The 17,429-nt window shown below is 57.4% G+C and carries 12 protein-coding genes; 5 read left to right on the top strand and 7 right to left on the bottom strand.

Translation table 11 applies throughout. The features are described from left to right. The first annotated feature begins 23 nt into the window (after positions 1 to 23). From C515_RS0113965 to hhe, 3 genes are all read left to right on the top strand, one after another. A complete protein-coding gene (locus C515_RS0113965; RefSeq protein ID WP_028456035.1) occupies positions 24 to 1,355 on the top strand; it encodes a tyrosine-type recombinase/integrase in 1,332 nt (443 codons plus the stop codon). Positions 1,356 to 1,602: 247 nt separating this feature from the next. Further along, a complete protein-coding gene (locus tag C515_RS23650) occupies positions 1,603 to 1,770 on the top strand; it encodes an integrase (RefSeq protein WP_144290476.1) in 168 nt (55 codons plus the stop codon). 689 nt (positions 1,771 to 2,459) lie between these two features. Further along, positions 2,460 to 8,267: a DUF4011 domain-containing anti-phage protein Hhe gene (hhe, locus tag C515_RS21165; RefSeq protein ID WP_211234061.1), complete on the top strand. Its 5,808-nt coding sequence runs from the start codon at positions 2,460 to 2,462 to the stop codon at positions 8,265 to 8,267. Between the two features lie 507 nt (positions 8,268 to 8,774). Here hhe and C515_RS0113945 read toward each other — a convergent pair. The 4 genes from C515_RS0113945 to C515_RS0113930 all read right to left on the bottom strand — a co-directional run bounded on the left by C515_RS0113945 (position 8,775) and on the right by C515_RS0113930 (position 13,406). Next, entirely contained in the window at positions 8,775 to 9,203 is a 429-nt protein-coding gene (locus tag C515_RS0113945) for a hypothetical protein (protein ID WP_028456033.1), read from the bottom strand. Further along, positions 9,200 to 12,082 carry a DUF927 domain-containing protein gene (locus C515_RS22685; RefSeq protein WP_051304959.1) on the bottom strand — a complete coding sequence of 961 codons (2,883 nt, stop codon included), beginning with the start codon at positions 12,080 to 12,082 and terminating at the stop codon, positions 9,200 to 9,202. The genes C515_RS0113945 and C515_RS22685 overlap by 4 nt, the downstream gene beginning before the upstream one ends. A gap of 89 nt (positions 12,083 to 12,171) precedes the next feature. Then, on the bottom strand, positions 12,172 to 12,381 hold the full coding sequence (locus C515_RS0113935) for a helix-turn-helix transcriptional regulator (protein ID WP_043649674.1): 210 nt from the start codon (positions 12,379 to 12,381) through the stop codon (positions 12,172 to 12,174). Between the two features lie 176 nt (positions 12,382 to 12,557). Further along, a complete protein-coding gene (locus C515_RS0113930; RefSeq protein ID WP_043649670.1) occupies positions 12,558 to 13,406 on the bottom strand; it encodes a hypothetical protein in 849 nt (282 codons plus the stop codon). Between the two features lie 166 nt (positions 13,407 to 13,572). On the opposite strand from C515_RS0113930, the gene C515_RS24810 reads away from it, so the two are divergent. Both C515_RS24810 and C515_RS22680 read left to right on the top strand, forming a co-directional pair. Further along, complete coding sequence (locus C515_RS24810) at positions 13,573 to 13,707, top strand: hypothetical protein (protein ID WP_281170870.1); 135 nt, start codon at positions 13,573 to 13,575, stop codon at positions 13,705 to 13,707. 1 nt (position 13,708) lies between these two features. Next, positions 13,709 to 15,163 carry a diguanylate cyclase gene (locus C515_RS22680; RefSeq protein WP_051304958.1) on the top strand — a complete coding sequence of 485 codons (1,455 nt, stop codon included), beginning with the start codon at positions 13,709 to 13,711 and terminating at the stop codon, positions 15,161 to 15,163. Positions 15,164 to 15,227: 64 nt separating this feature from the next. Here the strand turns inward: C515_RS22680 and C515_RS0113920 are convergent, their stop codons facing one another. The 3 genes from C515_RS0113920 to narJ form a co-directional block, all read right to left on the bottom strand. Beyond that, positions 15,228 to 15,965, bottom strand: a complete 738-nt coding sequence (locus tag C515_RS0113920) for a peptidylprolyl isomerase (protein ID WP_028456030.1) — start codon at positions 15,963 to 15,965, stop codon at positions 15,228 to 15,230. 149 nt (positions 15,966 to 16,114) lie between these two features. Continuing rightward, positions 16,115 to 16,798, bottom strand: coding sequence for a respiratory nitrate reductase subunit gamma (narI, locus tag C515_RS0113915; protein WP_028456029.1), 684 nt, complete (start codon positions 16,796 to 16,798; stop codon positions 16,115 to 16,117). After that, the coding region (narJ, locus tag C515_RS21150; protein WP_051304957.1) for a nitrate reductase molybdenum cofactor assembly chaperone at positions 16,795 to 17,429 on the bottom strand (635 nt) is incomplete at its 5' end. The genes narJ and narI, both read right to left, overlap by 4 nt.

The following is a 17,429-nucleotide window of genomic DNA, read 5'->3' as shown; positions in this document are numbered from 1 at the left end:
TACGTTCATTTTTTGGGGGTGGGATGGCCGCAGAAAATATTCTGACCGAGAAAACGCTGAAGGCGATCAAGCCAGCTGCGGCAGGCGAAACTGTTTCCGACGGTGGAAATCTGAACGGCACGGTTCGGGTGAACCGCCTGGGAACAGTGACAGTTGCTTTTACTTGGCGTTACCGCTCACCAGAATCGAGCGGAAAACTGCGTAATGCGGGCTGTGGTTCGTGGCCGACAACGTCATTGGCCGAAATCCGGGCAGAGCGTAACCAGCTACGTGATCTAGTAGCCAAAGGCATTGACCCCCTTGAGCAACGCCAGCGCGATCTGAAGGCTACGGAAGCTGCCCGTTTAGCCGAAGAAGCGAAGGCTGCCCAACTAGCAGCACGACTGACTTTTACCGATTTGTTTACACGGTGGGACAAGGCACAGCTCAGCCAGCGCAAGGATGGCGGCACGGAAATCCGCCGGGCGTTCACCCGTGATGTGTTACCAGCAATTGGAGCGGTATACGCCGATGAAGTCACCCGGCAGATGATAGCTGCCCTCTTACATGCGATTGTGGAACGCGGCAGCCCACGCATGGCAAATCGCACCCTATCAGATCTGCGCCAATGCTTCGGTTACGCCATTGGCGGAGGCATGCTGGAACACGACCCCACTAGCCACCTGAAAAAAGCCTCATTCGGCGGCAAAGAAACTGAACGTGACCGCACCCTGACGGAAGATGAACTGCGCTATTTGCTTCAAGCAGCCCTGCCCGCCTCGAACATGAGCGGGAAAGGCAAGGCAGCAATTCGCTTTTTGCTGGCTACCGCAGCTCGTGTCGGAGAGTTACTGCGAGCTGAACTCAGTCATTTCGACACAACCGCACGACAATGGCATATACCTGCTGAAAACAGTAAAAATGGAGAATCTCACACGATTTGGCTGTCGGATTTTGCATTGGAAGCACTGACAGAGTTATTGGCAATTGTCGATCATCCGCGCTGGCTATATCCGAATCGTGATGGTTCGACGCATGTTTGCGTCAAGACCCTCACCAAGCAAATCGGGGATCGGCAGACCGACAAGCCAATGCGCGGACGTAGCAAATCAACGGCCGATCTGGTCCTGCCGGGAGGAAAGTGGACGCCGCACGACCTGCGCCGAACAGCCGCAACCACAATGGCTGAGCTGGGTATAGCGCCACACGTGGTAGAGCGGTGCCTAAATCACATCGAGCCAAATAAGGTGGCGCGCACCTACAACCGGGCGCGGCTCGAAGGCGAGCAGCAGGCTGCCTTCGAAATGCTGGGCATGCGCCTTGCTCTGCTATCTGACTCTGCAGCCAGCAACGTGGTGACGCTGCGCAGAGCCTGATTGCTGCAGGCATGCACGAAATCAACGGCACAGCGAGCTTTGTGTTTGCCGGCCAGAAACCCGGCACCCCCATCAGCGAAAACACCGTCAACCAGCTGCTGCGGCGTGTTGGCTACGACACCAAGCAGGAGGTCTGCCTGCACGGCTTTCGCACCATGATGGTTTCCGCGCTGAATGAATCAGGACGCTTCACAACGCCGTTGAGCGCCACATCGGCTACGAAGGCAAAGGCCGCAGCGGGCAAGCGGTGCGCGCCATCTACAACCGCAACGCGCAATACCTGAAAGAGCGCCAGACGATGCTGCAGTGGTGGGCGGACTGGCTGGACGCCCTGCAGGCCGCCGGCCATCATATCGAGCCATGTGACTTCAATCCGGACAAGGCCACCGTGCTGCCCCTGCACCGCGCCGCCTAAATGAGCTTGCAGCAACCAGCCCGAGGCGAGTACGGGGGGCTTGGCGTGCTGGCACTGACAACCATCGCCGGGATGGCCTCAGACAGGAAGTGCAGCCGACCTGACTTCCTACTTGTCAGCCGAGCACGAAGTGCTCTTGGTACTCTGGTGTCTGGCATCACGTTGCATCAGTTTTGACCGCAATCTGAGAGGCAACTGATCAGCGGCGACAGACACTCGCTTGTCTGACTGCTGTTCGACAGGAGCGCTCGCAGATAAGCTCGGCCACACGTGTCCGCTTATTAAGCACTCAGCATCTATGAGTGAAACTGCTTGGGATGCGCCTGCCGTCTGGGTGGCCTCATCCCGAGGCCTTTGAACTGGCTACAGGATGAGGCTGAGGATTGTCTATCCTACCCGTGATACTCCAGTAGAGGTCGAGAATAGCCTACGTTTCCGGGACAGTCCCGACTCTGATAAAATTTAAAGCGTTTTATGATGATGCTGAACCGTTATTCGAAAAAATGCGGCTAAATCACAGATGAGCTCGAACCTCATCTCTTGTTCGATACTTTCCGCCAACCCTGACCTTACTCCCTGATTCCCCTTGTCCGATACCATGTAGCTAGTGCAATCCTAAAAGTCGCATATCGGATCAAATGGTAAGTAGTAAAAACAACAAGACGAATAACTCTGTAGAGAGACCTTAGATGGCCGACACGCTGCATACATCCTCAAAGCTCAAAGGCTGGCTGCTAGAGCTCGTTCCCAAGGACGGTAGTTCGATTGGCAATAAAACGCTCTATGCCGCACTGAAAAAGCAAGCCGATGTGTTTACTGTGCCGTGTGAAGAGTTCGATTACTGGCAGATCCGCGATGAGATGATTGCCAGTGGCGTGCTTGCTACCGGTCGGGGGCGTGGAGGTTCTGTAATGCGGGTCGATGTTGGTCAGCCTTCAATAGCGCAGACTGAGGCCGAAGCTGACGAGGTGAATGATGCCGAGTCTGCTGACGACGATGCAGAACAAAGCAACAAGATTGCAGTCCCGCCAAATTTGGAAAAACTGCGTAATCGCTTACTGGACTTAGGTGCACGCAACCGGCTGCTGAATTTCTCGCACGGCCGAGGCAAACGGTATGTCCGGGTCGTCGATGAACAGCCCGATCAGCTTTTCTCTGCTCTGCTCAATGATAAGTCGATGCGCTTTGCTGCCGTGCCGGAGCCTACCAAAGCGGAGTTGATCGACGCGGGATACCTGAAAGATGCACCAGAGGGAGAATCCCAAGCCAAGCGGCTGCCCAGCGCGGAAGAGTGGGCCCGTTACCTAGCGTTCAACACCAGCTTTGACTTGCCCGAAGCGGGAGACTTCAAGCCGGGCATGCACGACGATATGTCGATCCAGACTCTGTATTTCGCCCCAGAGCTTGAGTCGCGGCTCAAGCTGCTTTACGGCGAGTCACGTCTTGCGCTTGAGGAAAGTGGGGCAAATGTACTTTACCTTGCGCTGGGATTCCTAGAGTGGGATGAGTCTGTTGCTGGTAAGAACAGCACACGGCTAGCACCGTTGGTGCTGCTACCAGTGCGACTAGAGAAGGATGAGCTTAATGCCGAAACCTCGACCTATGACTATCGGATAAGCTACACCGGCGAAGAAATTCTGACCAATCTGTCATTGAAGGAAAAGCTGCGTATCGATTTTGGTATCGCGCTGCCGGTAATACGCCCCGATACCCAGCCTGATGCTTATTTCAAGGAAGTCCAGCAAACGGTACTCAAAGTAAAAGACGGGTGGAAGCTCAGGCGCTTTGCTTCGTTGGGGCTGTTTGAATTTAGTAAGTTGATGATGTACTTGGATCTTGACCCCAACAGGTGGTCAGGCGTTTCGTTGGTAGACCATGTGTTAGTACAGCAGCTTACTGGCACGAGAGGTATTGCCGACAGTGGTTCGGCGACTTCAGCTTTTAGTGCTGGCTATGCGGGTGAATACCAAATCGACCAGCTCGACAATGTCGAGAATAGCTACCCATTGATTGATGATGCCGACAGCTCGCAACACAGTGCCATCATTGATGTTTTAGACGGCCAAAGTCTGGTGATTGAAGGACCTCCCGGTACGGGCAAGTCACAAACCATCACCAATATCATTGCCGCTGCGATTGCTGCCGGTAAAACCATTCTGTTTGTTGCCGAGAAGAATGCTGCGCTTTCAGTCGTCGCGGGGAGACTCTCCCGCGCCGGACTCGGCAACTTTTGCTTGGAGATGCACAGCCACAAGAGCCAAAAGCTGGCGATCATCAACAGCATCCGCGAGCGTATTAACAAGCGGGGAACATATAAAGCTCCCGCGGTGCTTGATGCACAAATTGCTCAACTTCATCAGCATCGGACCAAACTAAACGATTATGTAGCGCAACTCCATGAGCCATACCGCGATACAGGACTGAATCACCATCAGGTACTGAATCGTGCACGCCGATACCGCGATACATTGCCAGTATCTGTGGAGCAATTTCATCCCATGAATATTGAGGGGGTGTCCGAGTCACAAGTAGAACAGGAAGCTCGCTTCTTCAGTCGCTTCTTCAATTCCGCCGCTGCCTTTGATGGCGGGGCGCACCCGATTTCATCGCATCCGTGGTTCGGCCTGTTGAATGAACGGTTGGACGGGCAACAAAGGTCCAGCCTTATTCTTCGGCTTAAAGCCGCGCGACAAGCAATCGCCGACGTTGCGAATGCAGCTAAGGGGTTTGCCAGCAGCACGCCGATTCCCAATCTGGCTTCATGGTCGTTGGATGACATCACGACCCTGTGCAAAGGGCTAGAAAGCTTGCAGCAGTCGCACGGTGATGAAGACTGGGCGCACCTGCGCAAGCTGGATATGGGGGGCTGCGAACTGCTGGTGAACTGGCTTAATCGGGTTGAGGCGAATTTGAATGAGCAGGAAAGGTTACGTGCTCAGGTTCACCCTGACTTCATCAGCGATGCTTCTCGATTGGATGAACTGGAACAGGCGCTGGTTACGGTTCGGAAACACACCGAGCAAGCCGATCTGAAGCTTGTCGAGATGGCCAATCTATTACGGGTTATGAACGATCTCTTGGCAGATTCCCCTGCTTTGCAGCTCCGAATTTCCCGGATTCGCAAGTATTTGCCGACGGAGCGGGCGGATGTTCTGAATACATCCGAGGAGGGGCTGGCTACCCTTGTGTTGATGATTGAGATGGCCCGCGCACTACCGACTGCGCTGATGAACATGCGTAATGCCTTGTTCGCGAGTGAATTGCTGGATAGCCTCTTACCTGCGCTTGAAAAGGACCTGACCAAAATTCGCTTGGCGAAGATGGAGACGGCAAAGCATCTGTACACTGATCGCTTGCCGTCAGCTGATGAGCTGGAGGATTTGGGCCGAGTTCTCGACAACCAGTCGATATTTCGCTGGCTGAACGGACAATGGCGAGCCGCTCGTAAATCACTACTCGGCCTAGCGCGTCCTGGGGTGAAGTTTGCGGAGGCGTTAACCGCCTTGTACAGAGCGGAGGAATTCCAGCGTCAACATCACAATGTGGTGGTGGACGGCGCGCAATATAAACGCGCACTTGGCCAACATTTTCAGGGACTGGATACCGACCTAGAGAGTCTGCAGGCACTGCGTCGTTGGTATCGGACTATTCGGGAGTGCTGTGGTACGGGGTTTTCTGCAAATGCCTGGGTGGCGGATTGGATTGCCAATGCGCCAAATGATGTGCTCACTTTTCTTGGTAATGAGCTGAGTGCAGTTGATGTACTTCTGAATCAAGTACGAGAGGTGGCTCGAGCCACAGAGAAAACCCTTCCGTTTAACGCCCGGAACATTAGGGGCTATGATCTTCTGGCTCCGGATGGCGTTTTCACTGAAATCATCAAGTCATTGACACCAGCACTAAAGGTATTTAGCCAATCACTCAGAGTGGAGAATCCTTCGGTAAGTGACGTGGCTCAGCTGTCCCGCGACATTCGCGTTGCCCAAGAAAGTTATAACCGGTTGATCCGCGATGAATCTCTGCGGCAGCGACTGGGCATTTTGGCCCTGCCCGATGCACGGGATGCAACGAGTCGCAGTGTGCTAACGTCATGGCGGCATACGGTGGAGTTCTTGACACCCCTGCTTGAGCTGCCAGATCCCGAGCCATGGCTGGAACGCGCCCTAGGCCTGAGTTCGGCAGAAGCAAACGCCCTGCTCACCTGCTGGCAGAAAGCCGCCACATCAATGGTGGCGGCCATAGAGGCGTGGCAAGCAGCCTGGCAACAGTTCCAAGCTGAGATAGTGCTCAACGAGGCGTTCTGGTGGTCTTCGGCAGGACAACTTACGCCAGAAACGATAGCCGCCAGGATCAATGCCGCATTAGAACGAGAGGATCTGCTGGAGCATTGGCTAGAGTATCGTCGTTTACGCAGCCGCCTTGAAAAACTGGGCTTTCAGGCAGTCATTCAGGCCATGGAAGAAGGGGACCTGGGCGCCGAGTATTGTGTTGCAGCGAGCCTGGGCGGCCTGCTAGACCTTTGGGCCAAAGACCTGCTCTCTCAACGCCCACTGTTGGCGCAATTCTCGGGCAAGGAACAAGAGGCAATACGCAGCCGGTTTGCCGAAATTGACCATGAACTCAAACGTCTTCAGCGCGAGCGGTTTGCATGGCAACTGGATCAGCGGCCGGTTCCCCTTGGAGTGAATTCAGGTCGGGTGAAGGAGAGGACCGAGCTTGCACTTTTAGAGCATGAAGTCAGTAAGCAGCGCCGCCATGAACCTTTGCGGACATTGATGTTGCGTAGTGGTGCTGCTCTGCAGGCGCTTAAACCCTGTTTCATGATGAGCCCAATGGCGGTCGCGCAGTACTTGCCAGCAGGCCGAATCAACTTTGACATCGTGATCATGGATGAGGCGTCTCAAGTCCGCTCAGAGGAGGCGCTTGGAAGCTTTGCACGCGGCCGCCAAGTCGTTGTAGTGGGTGATCCCAAGCAACTCCCGCCGACCAGCTTCTTTAGTCGCCAAGGCGGTGATGATGAGATGGTCAGCGACGAAACCTCAGTAGCTGAAGTAGCTGAGAGCATTCTCGATGCAGCCATGCCCCTATTTAAATTCCGTCGGCTGCGCTGGCACTATCGTTCGCGACACGAAAGCCTCATTTCGTTTTCGAATACTGCCTTTTATGACGGCGACTTGGTTGTATACCCATCCCCTCATAACGAATCTAACGAGTTCGGAATCAAGCTCGTAAAAGTGCCTCGTGGTTGTTTTTTCGAGCAGCGAAATATCGAAGAGGCTGAAATCATCGCCAGGGCGATTGAGCATCACTTGCTGACGTTGCCGCATGAGTCGCTTGGTGTAGTGGCGATGAATGTCAAGCAAACCGAGCAAATTGAGCGAATGCTTGATGAACGCTCGAAGGACAACCCGGCACTGCGTAATGCACTCGAGGCTTGCCGGGGGAAGGATGAGCCACTCTTCATCAAGAACCTCGAAAATGTTCAGGGTGATGAACGCGATGTCATTTTCATTTCCTTCACCTATGGCCCAGTAGTAGCCGGCGGCAAAGTACCGCAGCGATTTGGGCCAGTGAACAGCGACGGGGGCTGGCGGCGTCTGAACGTGCTGTTTACCCGCAGTAAAAAGCGGATGCATGTGTTCACGTCTTTCGGTTCTGCCGATGTAGTGTGCACAGGTACATCGAATCGAGGAGTTGTAGCATTACGCGACTTTCTAGCTTACGCGGAAACCGGAACCCTACCCACCAGCAAGGAAACAGGTCGCCAGCCAGACAGCGATTTTGAAATTGCCGTAATGAATATGTTGGCGTTGCACGGGTATGAGTGCGAGCCGCAAGTTGGAGCGGCTGGCTTCTTCATTGACCTAGCGGTAAGGGACCCGAATCAGCCAGGTCGATTCTTGATGGGCATTGAGTGTGATGGCGCAAGCTATCACTCGGCTAAATCGGCCCGAGATAGGGATCGTCTGCGACAGAGTATTCTGGAACAGCTCGGTTGGAGGATTCGGCGGATCTGGTCGGTAGACTGGTTCCGCAATGCGAAAGTACAGCTTGAGCCAATTCTCCGAGAACTCGAATCCCTAAAACAATCAACTTCGCAGGAACAACTTAGCATTCACCCTGAAGAGGAAGAAGTTGCGTCTATTCTTGAGGTAGTAAAAGAGGTTGATGAGCAGTTTGGCTGCGCAGGGGATTATGGGCATGGATCACTTAAAACCCAGCTAGAGGAATTTGATCGAATTGTAATTCGTAAAACCCACCCTTCCACAGCCCCTGGTGAACGCCTACTTCGACCCGCAATGATTGAGGCTTTGGTTGAATTTAGACCCACTTCAAAATGGGAGTTTCTAGAGCTGATCCCAGGCTACTTGCGGTCGGGGACATGCCCACAAGAAGGGAAATTCCTAGATGAGGTCTTTGCAATCATAAGTGGTGCAGGACATTCATCTGCATCGGAAGAGCAAGGTAAAGCCGTATTGCTTAGTGACATGCCGTGAGAAGGAGGAGTCGCTCCCCCCATTTTTGGCCCTATTCAACCCCTTTTCCCAGAGACCAAAGGCTGCATGGAGTTGGCAACCATCATGAACCTAGGCTCTGTTGATTTTTTGTGCCCCCGCTGGTGCGATTGCTTCGCCGAATCAGGCCGTTGCAAGCACATCATAACGGCCTATGTTAGCGGAGCAACAGCATAGAGTCGGCGCAAAATGCGCACAGCCCTCCTGGTTTAGCTGTTTCTGGCCTAACGCGGCGTTCAAAGCCCTAACATGGAATGCCTACATCGGGCTTAGTGCCTGGTTTCAGGCCAAAACCAACACAAACGGAAACGCGAACAAAAAATCAACAGAAGCCAAGACTTGAATGTCAGCTTTGGCGGAACAACTGTCAAAGAATCACTGATCCAAGATGACCAACTGCTCGCGCAGCAAGGCAATCGCCGGGCATCCACAAGATGCATGCCCGGCAATTCATGAGCCTCCAAAGCATCTACGGATTTAATACCTGCCTCAGGTATGACGCTTTACCTCCATTGCCAATTCATCCGGCAGCAGATACTCGCCACGCCCGGGTAGCGGAATCAGCGTAGCGCCAGGGTAGTCCATCGCTACGCGGGCGCAATCGACGGGGGGTGCGTAGCCGGCCTGAGTGACGTTGCCATCAGCATGGAGGACCAACCACAGCCAGCACGCCCCATCCTGGTCTTGAATTGCCCAGCGCTCAAGGTCTGCCTCCAGAGCAGCGGGCATTTGCTCCCGCAACGCCTCGGGCATTGCATCAGGCTCACCCAATGGCGCGGGGACACTGGGGACAATGGGGACGCCTTGATTTTGCTGGGTTTGCGGCGGCGCCATGCTCTGGGGACAAGCGGGGGCGCTGGGGGCATGACCAGCATCGCCCGTAAACAAGGCCATAGAAAGCCAATCCGGCACAGTCATTGCAAGCCCTCCAGTGCTTCCGCCTTCAGGGCATACACGCGCAAGGATTGCCTCAGCGCGGAGATGCGCGGCTTGATGGTCATTCGCGGCTTCCCGTTGACGACCTCGCCACTGCGCATCAGGCCAGCAGCAATCAGCCGCTGTGCTGCCGCGCTATGATTAATGCCCTTGCAAATCTCGTTTTTGAACACCTCAAGACAAACCCAGTATTCGTAGGCCCCGTCCGGCCGGAGATCACGGAAGCCTGCCCGGTTCGGGTAGCGAGCCAATTCGTCCGGGTCGGCGTCACTGGGTGGAAAGCGGCTGCTGCCGTGCAATTGCAGGAAGGAAGCCACACGGGCGAACAGGGCACGGTCATCCGCGCCCAGCTCCGCGCCGGCTTCGGCAAACCATGCGGCAAAGCACTTTTGCGCAGCGCGCACCGCTTCGCCTGGTTGCCAGCCGGTAATGCCGTAGCGGGTAGCCAGTTCGCCGGCATAGGCAATCAAGGCAAAGCGGTCAGCCACACGCCCGACCTCCAGCGCCGCGTCATTCGGTACACGGAAGGTATCGGCAATCGCAGCAATGCCGTCATGAATGGATGCCTTCACCTCGGCCAGCTCGACAGGTTCAGCCAGCTGCCCAAGGAAAGCAGTCCCGGCAGTGCCGAAGCTCAGCCGGGTCGCGGCCTTCATGCCCTTGGAAAAAGCCGCGCCGTCCGGGAAATGATGCAGTGTTTCCAGCGCCCCAAGCCCAGCGCCCGCATCGGCAGGAATCGCTGGCAAGCGCGCCATTTGTCCTCCTTTCGGTTCCTTGCCTGCCTCGGCCATATGCTGGGCAAGATCAATCTCCCCCGCACTGAGCAGCATCACTTGCCACAGCTTGGCATCCCGGCTGCCGGTGTCCTTGGTCATGCGCTGCTTGCCGCTACCATTGGCAATCAGGTAGGCCACACTACCTGCCTCGGCCGGGCTGACTTGCGCCAGCTCATCCAGAATCAGCACGCCATCATTGCGGGCATGGCAAAGCGCTTCCATGCCGTTGACCGTGGCGCGCCATTTCTTGGCAAAACGCTCGGGATGCCCCCACACGCTGGTGGCAGGATCAAGAATGCAGGACGTTTTGCCCTTGCTGGTCGTGCCGGCAAAGTGCAGCCCGCCTCCTGGTGCCAGCGCAAAACCTACCAGCGCACCCGCAAAAGCTGCGGACAGCGCCAGCACGGTGCGGCTATTGCCTGCCGCCATCGCGGCAACTTGCTGCTGCCAATCGGCCAGCGTGCCGGACTGGTCAAAATCGCCTAGGCTCACGCCCTGATAGATCACGCCTTCGCCGACCTGGTTGCCATACACGGCAGCAGGCAGCACATACCGGTCATCGTGCCAGCCGATTTGCGCCACGCAACGCAGGCGGGCCTTCTGCAGGGGGCGCTGGGTTTGCACATATTCGGCCAGTTTTTGCCGGGCCTTGGGATTGACGTTGATAAGCAGGCCGCGCCGCGCCAACTCCCGGCGAAACTCGGACGTGTCGGCAGCAGCCAGCATTTCCATTGGGCAAGCCCAGGTATGCACGTAGCCGTCCCGGTCCTCCCAGTGCAGCAAGCGCCCCCAGTTGCTCTGTTCGGCATCGCGCGTTTCGGCAACCACATGCAGTGGCGAGCAAAGCCACAGTGGGGCGGGCGGCTCCTTCCCATCCTCCCTGGGTGGCTCGCTGTAATACACGCCGTCACGAACACCGGGCATGGCTTCGGACACGAAAAACGGGGTATTCCGCGATTTGTCCCCTGTGTCCCCAAGCGTTCCCAAAAAATGGGAGCGCCTTGAAGCCAACAAATCCGCCCTGCCCCCAGTATCCCCAGCGTCCCCGGCGCTTTCTACACCACCAGCGCTATCAGCGGGATTTACGGCGTTTGCCGGTTCATCGGTCGTGTGTGCCAGCGCCGCCCGCACCGCATCCAGACCGGCCAGCTGATGCAGGTCGTTGAAGTCAGACGGCCAGTCCTTGCCCTGCGCCACCGAGTGCTGGCGCTGCTCCAGTGTAAACGGGGGCACGCACCACACGGCCATGCCGTGCGCCTCTGCAGCTTTGCGGGCGGCTTGCTGGCCAACGTCACTGGCATCCGCATCACCACACACCCGCAGCGCGATCTCCGGCAGATCAGCAGCCAGACGCTCAGCCGTGCGCACCAGATTCCCAGCGTTCCATGCCACGATAACCGGCTGGCCAGTGGCCTCATGCAGGGAGCAACCCGTCGCCCAGCCCTCGCACAGCAAAACCTCAGTGGCGTCTTTCAGGCTGCCTAGCGTCAGTGCGGCCCCCTTGACCTGCCCACCGACAAGGAAACACTTGCTGCCATCCAAGCCAATCAATTGCAAGTTGACCAGCTTGCCCCCTACCTTCAGCGGCAACACCAGCATGCCGCCCAATTGCTTGGCCCCATACGGCTTGATGCCCTTGGCAATCAAGTAGGGATGGTCCGCCCGGACAGCGCCAGCCTTCGTCCACAGCACTGCCGCTTTGGCCTTGGCGGCGGCGCGCAAGCGCTCCGCCTCCTGCTCAGCCAATTGTTGAGCGGCATGCCGCTCAGCCTCGATCTGCTGGCGCTGCTCAGGCGTCGGTGGCATGTAGGGCTTGCTGGGCTGCCAGCCAGCTTGGAAGGCTTCATGAAACAGGCTGGCAATCGTGACCCTGCCGCCGGCCTTGATGCTCTTCCAGACGACACGGGCAGCCTTGGGGTCGTAGCTGTCACCGCTTTGGCTCCAGTCATTCCACAAGTCGAAGCCCGCTTCCCCCAGCTCGGATTTGACGGCCATGGCCATGCAAACCCAGGTATCGCGGTCATGCGCCGGGATGTGCGCCAGTGCGGCGGCAATCTCCTGGCTAGGCGTGCGGCCTTGAAGCAAGCTAGAATTAGGGTGAAGTTGGTTTTGAAGTGCAATCGAAGTCCCGCCCTGGCCGGCGGGATTTTGCTTTTCTGCCATGATGAACCCCGTTAAGCGATGCGGCGTGCGCGGGATTCAATAAATGCGGCAATGTCATCAGAACGCCAGGCCACAGCCTTTGCGCCGACTTGCACAGGCAAGGGGAACTGATTGGCTGCCATCATGCGATAAATCGTCGAACGGGACAGGCCCGTCAATTGCTCAACGTCACGACGGCGCAGCAGCTGGGTAGTGGTATGGAGAAGGGGCTTGGACAACATGTGGCACTCCTTGAGTAGCGATAAGAAACGTCGCAACTCTAGGAGTGCCGGCTGGGCAAAGTCATGTCACAAAGGTGGGGGGCTTTTTATAAATGTAATAAATCCAGGCGAGAGGGCGGGCTTTCCATGTGTAACTGCATTCTCAGGACCAATGATCGTCCATGAAAAACTGCCACTTATTCATCAGCCTTCCACGCCTCCCACAGCTGGTTATACTCACGCATGTAGTTTCTGACTGTGGCAATACCGATGCCTGCCTTTGCAGCAACGATTTGGACTGCCTCTTCTTCACTGGCCCCATTCAAGCGCATTCGCATCACTGAGTTGGCCATATCCATGCGGTCATGCTCACCCAAGGCAGGCCTGCGATTACTTGGCAGCAAGTAGAGCGCCTTCAGCAGCCGTTTCCCTCGGGTATCAGCGGGCCCTTCCGCCAGCCCCATGAGTGCACGCCCCAACTCTTTCTGAACGACCAGCTCCTGCGGTTCATGCTTCAGGAATCTGTATGCGGCATTGCGCAAGAATTCTGCTGCCGCCTCTGGGTCAACATCTCGCCGACCATAGGCCTCAAGCTCAGACATTTCCGGAAGCAGGAAATGGGTCGACAGGGCCACATTGCCATCGCGACAGGACAGATATTCCGTTCGACATCGGATAGCCACGCCCTGAGAGGTGCCGTATTTTGCTGCAATTTTCCTAGCAGCCTCGTCCACTGGTATTCCGGCATCGTGCAGTTGCTGCACCTCCTCACCCAGTTCAAGCCTGTCTTTTTGACCAAAATAATGCTGTCGCCCCGACCTTGGCATCAGCCCCAGGGCAATGAGCAGGACTCTGCCACGTTGCTTGAAAGGGGCTTGCATAGCTGCATTCAAGGCCTCTGCCAAAAAGTCCTGAATCTCATACTCCAGCGCTTCGCCGTTGAACAATCGTTGGCCGACTTCTGCAAGTTTTGCTGCAGCGGCGTCAGGATCAACATCGGCATCACGACCAAGCACGCTAATGCTTGGAAAATTTGCTTTTGCCATAAGCCTCCGGTTCTGTATGTGCAATGCATGTCGAGGATTGCAAGATCATCATTGCCATTCTACCGTCGCCCATGTCCACTGTCCGTCCGCTTTCTGAACTTATCAATGCCGATAAGCTGGCAGATACTGCAAGCAGATTTGAGAAAAAGTGTGAGGAGCAGGACAGATGACCAATCTGGAAATGCAGCAAGTCGCGCTGCAGCACTGGACCCGGCGATTGAAAGCAAGCAAGACACCTGCTTACTTGTGCATCATTTTCCGCCAGCCCCCCCCCCCCGGAAAATCAGAAGCGGAAGCTTGACATGCGTGCGCTGCTATTCGTGGTGATGTTTCTGCTTGCCGCCCCGGCCTGGGCCGGTCAGGTTGTCATGCTCATCAACCAGAACTCAACGCCGCCATTTGTCACGACAGGGCAGAGCGGCCTGAGTGCGGATTTCACCGCCTTGCTCAATCGCCATCTGGGCGGGAAATACCGGTTCCAGCTGGACATCCTGCCGCGAAAGCGCATCGATTACCTGCTGGCGCAACCGGGCTGGCAAGGCATCGTATTGTGGAATAGCCCGGACTGGCATACCCCGGCATATCGCATGCAATTTGTCTGGAGCAAGCCCCTGCTGGATGACGAGGATCTGTTGCTCAGCCCCCGCAGCGCACCGCTGGAGTGGCATGGCCCGGAAAGCCTGCATGGCAAGGTGCTCGGCGGCGTGCGGGGATACCGATACCGGGATGTCGAACCTGCCATCGCGGCCGGCCAAATCCGCCGGGAAGACACCGGCAACGAGTACAACAATTATCGCAAACTGGTGGCGGCACGGGTGGATGCGCTCTTTTCAGCCCGCAGCACATTCCTGTATTTCCAGAAAATACAGCCGGACCTGACCGAGAAACTGTACGTGTCTTCCCGCCCGCGCCTTCATTTTCAGCGCCATCTGTACAGCAACCGGGACAATGCCGAACTGGATCAAGCCTGCGCGCTGGCCGGACAGATCAGCAGCGAACAGCATATCGAACGCGCCAGCCTCGCCGGCTACCGCTACCTCAAAGAACGCGGCAACCCGGTGCAGGCCCTGCACTATCTGCGGCAAGCGCACGCCAGCATCGAGCGGCAGGCTGCGCAGGCCAGTCGCGTCTACGAGACCAACACCAGCCGTCGCGCGGTCAATCAGGCACTGGCCAAGCTGGAAACATTGCAACTGGCCATCATCAATCAGCACATGAATTCGTCGCTGCAGCAGAACGCTCTGGAAATGCGCGAGCTGAGGATTGCCGCTGAAATGGATGCCTTGTCCGGTGTGCGCAACCGCCGTGCACTGGACGAATTGTTCAGGCATTGCCAGCAGCATGCCGCCCAACCCTGCGGCGTACTGATGATCGATATCGACCACTTCAAGAGCATCAACGATCGCTTCGGCCATGCGGCAGGCGATGCCGTCATCCGGGCGCTGGGCGGCATCCTGCGTGATGCCTGTCACCGCGACAACGAATTCGTGGCGCGTTACGGCGGTGAAGAATTCTGCCTGGTCATCCTGCCGGCAGATCAGCGGCAGCTGCACGGACTGGCGCGCAAGATACATCGCAGCATTGCCGAACATGCCTGGCAAGATCTCATGCCGGGGCGCATCGTCACCGCCAGCATTGGCCTCGCCTTTGCGGTCAGCAACGATCTGGCTGCGCTGCAGCACGAGGCGGACATCTGCCTGTATCAGGCCAAACAAGCGGGCCGGGATTGCATCCGCGGCGCCGGGCTGACGGCGTAACACCTGCCGCCCGCCCGACCTGCCTGCACAGGGGCTTGTGGCAAACCTCGCCAACACTCCGCGCTTACTGCAACAGCGGTGAATCCGCCCCCGCCAGCTCGAAGCCTTCGATTCTGGCCTTGCCGGCGAGCAAGCGCAGATAATGGTTCATCGCCTGCCGCGTGGCGGCCTCGCCCAGATAGTCGGCAATGCGTTGCTGCACGGCTTCAAAAGGCGCACGGATACCCTCCACCTTGCGCTCGCAGCGCACGATGTGCAGGCCGAAGCGCGTTTCCACCAGTCGCGGCGCGATGGCGCCTTCGTCCAGCGCAAACACCACCTTCTCGAATTCCGGCACCATTTCGCCGCGGCCGAACTGGCCGAGATTGCCGCCCACTTCACCGGACGGGCAATTGGAGTACTGCCTGGCGTATTGCCCGAAAGCCTCCGGATTGGATAGGGTATCAGCCAATACCTCCTCCGCCTTGGCGCGCAGCAAATCCAGAGGAACGGTATCAGTCACCTGAAACAGGATATGGCTGGCCGCCACCAGCTCGCCCTGCACGAAGGCCTGCGGGTGCTGCTCATACCACTGCCGGCAGGCCGCTTCGTCAGCGTCGGGAATGCTGACCGCGCTTTCCAGCAGATCGGCAATGGCGTTTTCGCCGGCAAAGCCCTGGCTGGCGGCTTCCTGCCGCAATATTTCGCGCAGGATCAGCTCTTGCACGGCGGCATCCAGCGGTTTGGCGGCTTGCTGATGGTGCGGCAGCTCGGCTTCGATCATGTCGTCGGTGATCTCGATGTCGTTTACCAGAATGGCCATGATATTGCTTCCTCAATAAAACCTTGAATGCAGAAACGCCGGTGCGCCGGCCAGGGATGCGGCAATCGGCAAACTGCCCTGCATCCCTGTCGCCGGCGCAGCGGCGTCGGTTAGCGCCGGATGCGCAGGCATCCGGCAGTCATGCTCATTCAGCGCGGACGCACCAGCTGCCAGGCGCGCGTGATGTAGCCCACGCTGCCGAAGCCGCTCCACACATGCACCATGCGGGTGAACGGGAAGATGATGAAGAAAGTGAGGCCGAAGAAGATGTGCAGCTTGAACACCAGCGGCGCACCGACGACAAAGCTGGCGGCATCACCACGGAAGGTCAGGATGCGCTGTGCCCATTCCATGAACAGCGTCATCATGTGGCCGTCAAGGTGGCCCATCGATACCGGAATCGTCGCCAGCCCCAGGCCCAGCGTGGCCAGCAGCCACAGCAGCAGTACCTTGTCACGGAACGGTGTGATGGCCGCCAGACGCGGGTTGCTGAAGCGACGATACAGCAGAATCAGCAGGCCAAGTGCGCCCAGGCCGCCCAGAATGCCGCCAGCCACCATGGCGAGCAGCTGCTTGGCTTCGTGCGTCACGCCCAGTGCATGCCAGACCGACAAGGGCGTCAGCAAGCCGCCCAGATGGCCGAAGAACACACCGATGACGCCAATGTGGAACAGGTTGGAACCCAGGCGCAACTGGCCGCGATGCAGCATTTGCGTGGATTCGGATTTCCACGTGTACTGCTCGCGCTCGAAGCGCACCAGACTGCCAAGCAGGAAGATGGCCAGTGCGATGTACGGGTAAATCCCGAACAGGAATTGGTCGAGATAGCTCATCGTGATACTCCTTGCTGCGCAGCGGCATTGCCGCGCGGTTGGAACTGGATGGTTTGTGCTGCTGCCGAGCCGCAGGAACCGCCCTGCATGCCGGACTGCAGGCCCGGTTGCAGCAGCGGCTCCATGCCATCGATGCCGCCACCGAATTTCTCCATGACCTCGTCCATGTCGCGCACCGGCGGTTCGGCCAGCGGCAAGGGCTCGACATCGGTCAGGCCCCTCAGCGCGGTGAACACGCCGGCATAGGGCGAGGCGGCTTCGGCGAGCTTTTCGCCGATGCGCGCGATGACGTGGATGGATTCGCCGAGGAACTCTTCGGCGGTGGCTTCATCCGTCTGACCGAGAAACTCGAGAAACAGCGGCAGGTAATCCGGCAGCTCGTCGGCGGCGATGAAGAAGCCGCGGTTGGTGTATTCCTGCATCAGGCTGACCATCGCCGGGCCACGGTCGCGGCTTTCGCCGTACACGTGCTCGAACAGGTGCAGGCTGTAGTTGCGGCCACGGTCAAAGGTATTGACGTAGCCTTCCTGCAGCGCGATCAGATCGTGCGCGGCCAGATGATCCAGCAAGGGAGCGACGGCTTGCGCGACACCCGCCGGCGCATCCGCGAGTTCAGCACGGATTTCCGGCA

This window comes from Chitinilyticum litopenaei DSM 21440 (assembly GCF_000428145.1).
Lineage (GTDB): Bacteria > Pseudomonadota > Gammaproteobacteria > Burkholderiales > Chitinibacteraceae > Chitinilyticum > Chitinilyticum litopenaei.
Note: the sequence above shows the minus strand (reverse complement) of the source record. Positions and strands in the feature narration are given on the sequence as shown.

Coding starts and splice junctions, on each gene's coding strand:
- narI (WP_028456029.1), bottom strand. CDS start 16,798: ATGAGCTATCTCGACCAATTCCTGTTCGGGATTTACCCGTACATCGCA.
- C515_RS0113965 (WP_028456035.1), top strand. CDS start 24: ATGGCCGCAGAAAATATTCTGACCGAGAAAACGCTGAAGGCGATCAAG.
- C515_RS0113935 (WP_043649674.1), bottom strand. CDS start 12,381: ATGTTGTCCAAGCCCCTTCTCCATACCACTACCCAGCTGCTGCGCCGT.
- C515_RS0113920 (WP_028456030.1), bottom strand. CDS start 15,965: ATGGCCATTCTGGTAAACGACATCGAGATCACCGACGACATGATCGAA.
- C515_RS0113930 (WP_043649670.1), bottom strand. CDS start 13,406: ATGGCAAAAGCAAATTTTCCAAGCATTAGCGTGCTTGGTCGTGATGCC.
- hhe (WP_211234061.1), top strand. CDS start 2,460: ATGGCCGACACGCTGCATACATCCTCAAAGCTCAAAGGCTGGCTGCTA.
- C515_RS24810 (WP_281170870.1), top strand. CDS start 13,573: ATGACCAATCTGGAAATGCAGCAAGTCGCGCTGCAGCACTGGACCCGG.
- C515_RS22680 (WP_051304958.1), top strand. CDS start 13,709: ATGCGTGCGCTGCTATTCGTGGTGATGTTTCTGCTTGCCGCCCCGGCC.
- C515_RS0113945 (WP_028456033.1), bottom strand. CDS start 9,203: ATGACTGTGCCGGATTGGCTTTCTATGGCCTTGTTTACGGGCGATGCT.